At 71.4% G+C, this 6,872-nt stretch carries 6 protein-coding genes; all 6 read right to left on the bottom strand.

The genetic code is table 11. From position 1 onward, the window contains the following. A partial coding sequence (locus tag ACFXA3_RS04290; protein WP_385181707.1) for a NarK family nitrate/nitrite MFS transporter occupies nucleotides 1-1,444 on the bottom strand: 1,444 nt, incomplete at its 3' end. A 2-nt stretch (nucleotides 1,445-1,446) separates the two neighbouring features. Continuing rightward, nucleotides 1,447-1,815 (bottom strand): hypothetical protein, encoded by a 369-nt coding sequence (locus ACFXA3_RS04285; protein WP_385181704.1) that lies wholly within the window; start codon nucleotides 1,813-1,815, stop codon nucleotides 1,447-1,449. Beyond that, nucleotides 1,812-2,465: a ubiquinol-cytochrome c reductase iron-sulfur subunit gene (locus ACFXA3_RS04280; protein WP_385181701.1), complete on the bottom strand. Its 654-nt coding sequence runs from the start codon at nucleotides 2,463-2,465 to the stop codon at nucleotides 1,812-1,814. The genes ACFXA3_RS04285 and ACFXA3_RS04280 overlap by 4 nt, the downstream gene beginning before the upstream one ends. Then, complete coding sequence (locus ACFXA3_RS04275) at nucleotides 2,462-3,061, bottom strand: 4Fe-4S dicluster domain-containing protein (protein WP_385181698.1); 600 nt, start codon at nucleotides 3,059-3,061, stop codon at nucleotides 2,462-2,464. Before ACFXA3_RS04275 ends, ACFXA3_RS04280 begins: the two co-directional genes overlap by 4 nt. Nucleotides 3,062-3,068: 7 nt before the next feature. Then, a complete protein-coding gene (locus tag ACFXA3_RS04270) occupies nucleotides 3,069-5,387 on the bottom strand; it encodes a molybdopterin oxidoreductase family protein (protein ID WP_385181696.1) in 2,319 nt (772 codons plus the stop codon). Next, nucleotides 5,384-6,511, bottom strand: coding sequence for an MFS transporter (locus ACFXA3_RS04265; protein ID WP_385181693.1), 1,128 nt, complete (start codon nucleotides 6,509-6,511; stop codon nucleotides 5,384-5,386). The genes ACFXA3_RS04270 and ACFXA3_RS04265 overlap by 4 nt, the downstream gene beginning before the upstream one ends. Between the last annotated feature and the right edge of the window lie 361 nt (nucleotides 6,512-6,872).

Genomic DNA, 6,872 nt, shown 5'->3' with positions numbered 1-6,872 from the left:
CGGCGCCCGGGCGGGCGTAGAACCACCAGCACACGGCCAGGCAGGTGGCGTAGAAGCCGATGAACAGCCACAGCGCACTGGTGACGGCCATGGCCGCGAACATCGCGGGGATGAAGAAGAAGCCGTAGGCGGCGATGGCGGAGGAGAAGCCGGTGACGGCGCCCGCCTCCATCTCCGACTGCTTCATCGCCGCGGCCTGCGCCTCGGCGCCCTTCCCCTCGGCCTCCCGCATGTGCCGGTCCCGGAAGATCACGGGAATCTGCCGGAAGGTCGACCCATTACCCAGCCCGGAGAAGGCGAAGGCGGCGAGGAACCCGATGAAGAACGCCGGGAAGCTGCCCTGGCCGCCGCCCGAGGGCAGCGCGGAGATCACCACGATCAGGGCCGCAGCCATCCCGGCGAACGACAGCAGGGTGACCCTGGCTCCGCCGATCCGGTCGGAGAGCCATCCGCCGGCCCACCGCATGAGCGCGCCGGCGAACGGGCCGATCCAGGCGCAGGTGGTCGCCTGGTGGCCCTGCGCCTCGAAGTTGTTCTTGATCAGCAGGGGCAGTCCGGCGGCGAAGCCGATGAAGGACCCGAACGTGCCGACGTAGAGCCAGGTCATCAGCCAGTTGTGCTTGCGCCTGAAGATGATCTTCTGCCGGCTGAAGGGTGCCGCGGCCACCCTGAGGTCGTTCATCAGGAACCAGGCGAGCAGCGCCACGATCACCAGCAGCGGCACCCAGAGGAACGCGCCGTTCTGGAGCCAGATGTCGGTGTCGTTCTTCGCGTCGTGCTGCGGGCCGCCCGCCGGCGCGCCCAGCACGGCGGCGGTGACCACCAGCGGGGCGATCAGCTGCACCGCGCTCACGCCGAGGTTGCCGAGGCCTCCGTTGAGGCCGTTGGCGCTGCCCTTCTCCCGCTGGGGGAAGAAGAAGCCGATGTTCGCCATCGAGGCGGCGAAGTTCGCGCCGCCGATGCCGCAGACCGCCGCGATCAGCGCCAGCTCGCCGTAGGGGGTGCCGGTGTCCTGGAGCGCGAAGCCCAGCCACAGCATGGGTGCGACCAGGACGATCGTGCTGAACGCGGTGAACCTGCGCTCGCCGAAGTTCGGCCCGATGAAGGTGTACAGGATCCGGAAGGTGCCGCCGGTGATTCCGGGGATGGCGGTCAGCCAGAACAGCTGCGACTTCGAGAAGCCGAAGCCCACGTCGTTCAGCTTGACCACGGTGACCGACCAGACCTGCCAGACCACGAAGCCGAGCATCAGCGCCGGGATGGACACCCACAGGTTGCGCTGCGCCACCGCGCGGCCGGTGGACCGCCAGAACTCCTCGTCCTCGGGCCGCCAGTCGCCGATGGTGGCGCCCGGCTCATAGCTCTCGCGGCGGCGGGACCGCACCGGGGCCGGAGTCGGGGTGGGGGTGGGGGTGGGGGTGGGCGTGGGCGTCGGGACGGACATGGTCATCGGTCCTTCGGGTCGAGGAACCACAGTCCCAGCACCACGAGGAACGACAGGACCAGGAATCCCGCCCCCCACCAGGCCGTGCCGGTATTGCCCTCCATCCAGGCATTGACGGTCACCGTGAGCGCCCACAGCTGGCCGATCACGACGGTGAGGGCCAGCGTCAGACGCGCGTTGAGCTTCGAGGACCGCTCCGGCTCCTGCTCGCCGCCGGCGCCCGGGCCGGGACCGGTGTGCCGGATCCGCGGGTCGCCGTAGCCGCTGGTGGCGCGGATCTGCGGATACCGCTCCCGCACCGGCCGGTTCAGCCGCGGCCGGGCACTGCCCGGCCGGTAGTCCGGGCGCGGAGGCAGCGTGCCGTCGCTCATGTACGCCTGCTCCCGGTGGCGCGCTCCGCACCGGGACAGCCGAGCGCGCGGGCCGTCTCGGGGCGGGACTTCCCGAACTGCCGGCACAGGGCTTCCCGCGTCGGCTCTCCCGCCCGGGCGGTGGCCACGGCCCAGACACTGCCGTCGCTCTGCTCGGTCAGGAAGATCCTGGGGAGCGGACGCGGCGGCGGGCCGGCGGTCACCTCGCCGCTGCGGGCGTCGAAGACGCCCTCGTGGCAGGGGCAGTACAGCTCCCCGTCGGCGCCCCGGTCCTCGCGCCACAGCACGGCGCAGGCCAGGTGGGTGCAGACGGCGGAGTAGCCGACGAGGGAGCCGTCCGACAGCCGGACCGCCAGGGCCCGGTCCTCGTCACCGGGGAAGCGGAAGGCCACGGACTCGCCCGGCGCCAGGTGGTCGGTGACCTTCTTGGCCGGGGGCAGGCCCTCACTGTCGCCGTGCCGGTGCAGGATGCCGGTGGCGACGCCCAAGCCGCCGACGGCGAGGCCGCCGGAGACGGTCGCCACGATCCGCAGGTAGTCGCGGCGGGTGGTGAGGGAGTCGGCGCTGATCCGGTCGCGCAGCCGGTCGGCGGCGTCATCGCCCACCCGGTCCGGTCCCGCGGCGGGCGGCGGGGGCTCGGTGAGGCTCATCGGACATCCACTCCGTTGATCTCGACGACGGGCAGGCCGCCGGGGACGGGCCACTGGACCTTGTCGGCCGGTACGACCATCGCGACACCGGTGCTGACGACGACGTCGCCGAAGGCGAAGGAGTCGGCCACCTGGACACCGGGGCGCTCGGCCCGGAGCTCTTCGAGGGTTCCGTAGAAGAGGGCCCCGGTCGGGCAGACGGTGGCGCACATCGGGGCGAGGCCGTAGGCGGTGCGGTCGTAGCAGAGGTTGCACTTCATCTGGAGCTTCGCCTGGAGGTCGATCTTCGGGACGCCGAAGGGGCAGGCGTTGACGCAGTTGGCACAGCCGATGCAGCGCGTGGTGTCGGCCTGCTGGACCACGCCGTCGGCGGTCACGAGGATCGCGTCGGCGGGGCAGACCTCGGCGCAGGGTGCGACCGGGTCCTCGCAGTGCATGCAGACGGTCGGAAGGGAGGCGACGGACGTGCCGGGCTCGGGGTAGTCCAGGTGGATCATCGATTTGCCGCGGTGCGAGTCGCATTCGCGGCAGGCGGAGACGCAGGCCTGGCAGCCGATGCAGCGCCCCGGGTCGATGAAGATCGTGCGTCCCATCATGGCGGGGTCAGCTCCTCTCCGCCGTGCCACGGCCCTGCGGGGACGTGGGCGGCAGGGGGTCGGTGCGGGAGGCCTGCGCCTCCTGGTACGCCTCGTGGCCCGGGGCCATCGGCGGTGCGGGCACCTCGTCGACCTGCTCGGCGGCTTCGATGCGGGCGGCGCAGACCTTGTACTCGGGGATCTTCGAGCGGGGGTCGAGGGCGTCGATCGTCAGGGCGTTCGCGGCAGTCGGGACGGGCCAGTGGTACGGGATGAACACGGTGTCGGGCCGGATCGCCTCGGTGACCAGGGCCGGGAAGACCTCGCTGCCGCGGCGGGTGACCACCCGGACCGGGTCACCGTTCCTGAAGCCGTGCGAGGGGTGGACCTCCACCCAGGGGCGCGGGGTCTGCTCGACGAGGGCGCCCAGGCGGCGGGTCTGGTTGCCGGAGAGGAAGTGCGCGACGGTGCGGCCGGTGGTGAGGGAGAGGGGGAACTCTTCGGTGTAGGCGTCCATGGGCGGATGCCATTCCACGGCCTGGAGGTGGACCTTTCCGTCGGGGTGGTAGGTCCGGCCGTCCTCGAACAGCCGGGGTGTGCCCGGGTGCTCGGTGGACGGGCAGGGCCAGGCGATCCCGCCGGTCTCCTCCAGCCGGTCGTAGGTGATGCCGTAGTAGTCGTTGACCGTGCCCGCGGAGGCGATCCGCAGCTCCTCGAAGACCTCGCGGGAGCCGGGGAAGTCGAAGTGCTGACCGGCGCCGAGCCGCCGGGCCAGCTCGCAGATGACCCAGGTGTCGGTGCGCACCCCGGCGGGGGGCTCCTGCGCCTTGTTGTGCTTGACCACCCGGGCTTCGGCGTTGGCCATCACGCCCTCGTCCTCGGCCCAGGTGGTGACGGGGAAGACGACGTGGGCGTTGGCCGCCGTCTCGGAGAGGAAGAAGTCGAACTGGGCGTGGAACTCGGCGGTGTCGTAGCCGTCCTTGACCACCGCGTAGTGGGGGAGGGAGACGAACGGGTTGTTGCAGATGCCGATGAGACCGCGGATCTCCCCCCGCTGCATCTGCCAGACCATCTCCATCATGGAGGTGCCGGCGCCGGGGAGTTCGGATTCCTCGATGCCCCAGATCCGGCAGATCTGCGCCCGGTGCTCGGGGTTGGTGATGGAGCGGCCGCCAGGGAGGAGGTCGGACTTCTGGCCGTGCTCGCGGCCGCCCTGGCCGTTGCCCTGCCCGGTGATGGTGCCGTAGCCGGCTCCGGGCTTGCCGATGTTGCCGGTGGCGACGCACAGGTTGATGACGGAGAGGCAGTTCTCGACGCCCTGGGAGTGGTGTTCGATGCCGCGGGCGTGCCAGGCCATGGCCTTGCCCGCGCCGGCGAAGACGCGCGCGACCTGGACGATCTGCTCGGCGGGGACCCCGCAGATCTCGGCGGAGCGGGCGGGCGGGTACTGCGCGACGGTCGCCTTGACCTCGTCCCAGCCGGTGGTGTGGGCGGCGAGGTGGGCCTCGTCGGTCAGGCCCTCGGCGACGACCACGTGCAGGACGGCGTTGAAGAAGGCCGAGTCGGTGCCGGGCTTGATCGCGACGTGGATGTCGGCGGTGCGGGCGATGGCCGTCTCGCGCGGGTCGACGACGATCAGCGTGGCGCCCCGGTCCCGGGCGCCCCACAGGTACTGGGTCATCACGGGGAAGCACTCCCCGACGTTCGACCCGGCGATGAGCAGGCAGTCCGTGAGGAGGATGTCGGAGAAGGGGTTGCCGGCCCGGTCGATGCCGAAGGCGAGCTTGTTGGCGCCGGCGGCGCTGACCATGCACAGGCGGCCGTTGTAGTCGACGTGCTTGGTCTTGAGCGCGACCCGGGCGAACTTGCCGACCAGGTACGTCTTCTCGGAGAACAGGCTGGCGCCGCCGAGCAGCCCGAACGCGTCGTTCCCGTACGCGCCCTGGATGCGGCGGATCTCGGAGACCGTGAAGTCCAGGGCCTCGTCCCAGGAGCACTCCCGGAACTCCTCGTCCCGGGAGCGGCGCATCAGCGGCGCCGTCAGCCGGTCGGGGTGGTTGACCTGCTGGTACGCGTTGATGCCCTTGGGGCACAGCCGCATCCGGTTGATGTCGTGGTTGCGCGGCTCCACGCCGAAGACCTTGCCTCCGCGGTCCACCCGCAGGTACATCCCGCACTGCACCCCGCAGAAGCAGCAGTGGGTGGGGACGAGGGTCTCGCCGTTCTGGTCGGCGTGCCACCGGTCGGCCGGGATGCCGCCCGCGTCGCGGAAGTTGCGCGTGCCGGGCGGGGCGATCGAGGGGTCGAGGGGCAGCGGGTCCGTCCGGGCGGGGTCCGTCGGGGTCACTTGAAGCCCTTCTTGACGTGCGCGAGGTAGGCGTTGCCGCGCAGCACGCGCTTGCAGCGCGGGCAGTACTCGACGAAGGCGTTGAAGTCGAGCTTCAGGTCCTGCATGGTGTCGCGCAGGTTCTCGACGTACGGGGCGGTGTCGACGGGTTCGCCGCAGCGCTTGCAGGCGAAGACCTGTTCGTCCTGGCGGGCCGTGTACTTGAACAGCTGCATGCCGACGGCGGCGGGCCGCTGGACGATGTGGAAGAACTTCCCGAACGGGATGTAGATGAGGGTGAACACCACCGACACCATGTGCAGCAGCGCCAGGATCTCGTAGCCGCCGCCGTGCAGGAAGACCGACGAGAAGGTCAGCAGCAGCCCGGTCACCGAGATCACGATCAGGCAGATCAGCGGCAGCAGGTCGTAGGCGAAGCGCTGTCCGGTGATGGCGCCGCGGTCCTTCATCCGCCGCCACAGGAAGTACGAGGCCCCGGGGATCACGAGCACGGCGGCGACGTCCAGGCCGTGGAACATCAGCCAGCCGACGAGGTTCAGTGCGTTGAAGCCGAGGACCTCGAAGCCCCAGATCCGCATCTCGTAGCCGGGTCCGGAACCGCTGTCCGAGGTGAAGGTGAACCAGCCCCAGGTCAGCGGGAAGGTGATGGCGGCGGCCAGCAGGCAGCCCCAGAAGATCAGCTGGTGGGCGGCCCAGCGGGCGCGCGAGCGGGCGCCGAGGAACTTCTGGAAGCCGAGGTAGGTGGCGGTCATCCGGGGCAGGGCGGTGGGGGCCTTGCGGAAGTTGGCGGCGGAGAAGAAGCTGCCGAAGCCCTTCTTGAGCAGGCGCCGGGCGCCGGGCGCGGAGACCCACACCGTGTACCGGTAGGCGATGCCGAAGGCGAGGAAGACGGTGGCGACGGCGTACGGCAGCAGTGCGGAGTCGAAGTCGCGCAGGAGCCGGCTGCCGAGCACGATCGCGGCGACGAGCAGCAGCGAGACGACCGCTCCGGCGAGCGTGGCCCGTGCGGTGACGGACGGTCCGACGGGCGGGAGGGTTCCGCCCGTCGCCGGGCCGCTCGCAGCCGCGGGCCCGGACGGGGGCGGGGGCGGCTCCGCGGCGAGGACTTCTGAGGGCTCGGACACAGCACCACGCTAGGTGGTATGTACCGGTTGAGCCCGTCGTGGCGTATTTGCGTGTGCGCTGGACGGGTGAGCACCCCGACGACCCGAACGGCTCGGACGGCCGTCGGGCCCTGCGCCTCGAAGACCGCCCCGGCCTGCGCGGGCTGCCCCGGCGTGGGCGCTGGGGTGTCGTGCAGCGTGAACGGCGTGCCGAGCTCCCGCCACCTGCCCTCCCCCGGCGGGGTGGAAGGGCCGGGCAGGACGGTCATGGCAGGCACCCCTCGAGCCGTGGTCCGGCGTTTCTCCGTCCCGGTCGGCGATGCTTGGCGTGGGGGGGGGGGCGCGGTGGTGGGCGGCGCCGGCGCGCCCCCGCCGCGCGCGG

The sequence above is a fragment of the Streptomyces sp. NPDC059456 genome, from assembly GCF_042750055.1.
Classification (GTDB): domain Bacteria; phylum Actinomycetota; class Actinomycetes; order Streptomycetales; family Streptomycetaceae; genus Streptomyces.
Note: the sequence above shows the minus strand (reverse complement) of the source record. Positions and strands in the feature narration are given on the sequence as shown.

Bases quoted from the DNA above. Each gene is read 5' to 3' on its own strand.
- ACFXA3_RS04275 (WP_385181698.1), bottom strand. From the start codon at position 3,061: ATGATGGGACGCACGATCTTCATCGACCCGGGGCGCTGCATCGGCTGC.
- ACFXA3_RS04280 (WP_385181701.1), bottom strand. From the start codon at position 2,465: ATGAGCCTCACCGAGCCCCCGCCGCCCGCCGCGGGACCGGACCGGGTG.
- ACFXA3_RS04285 (WP_385181704.1), bottom strand. From the start codon at position 1,815: ATGAGCGACGGCACGCTGCCTCCGCGCCCGGACTACCGGCCGGGCAGT.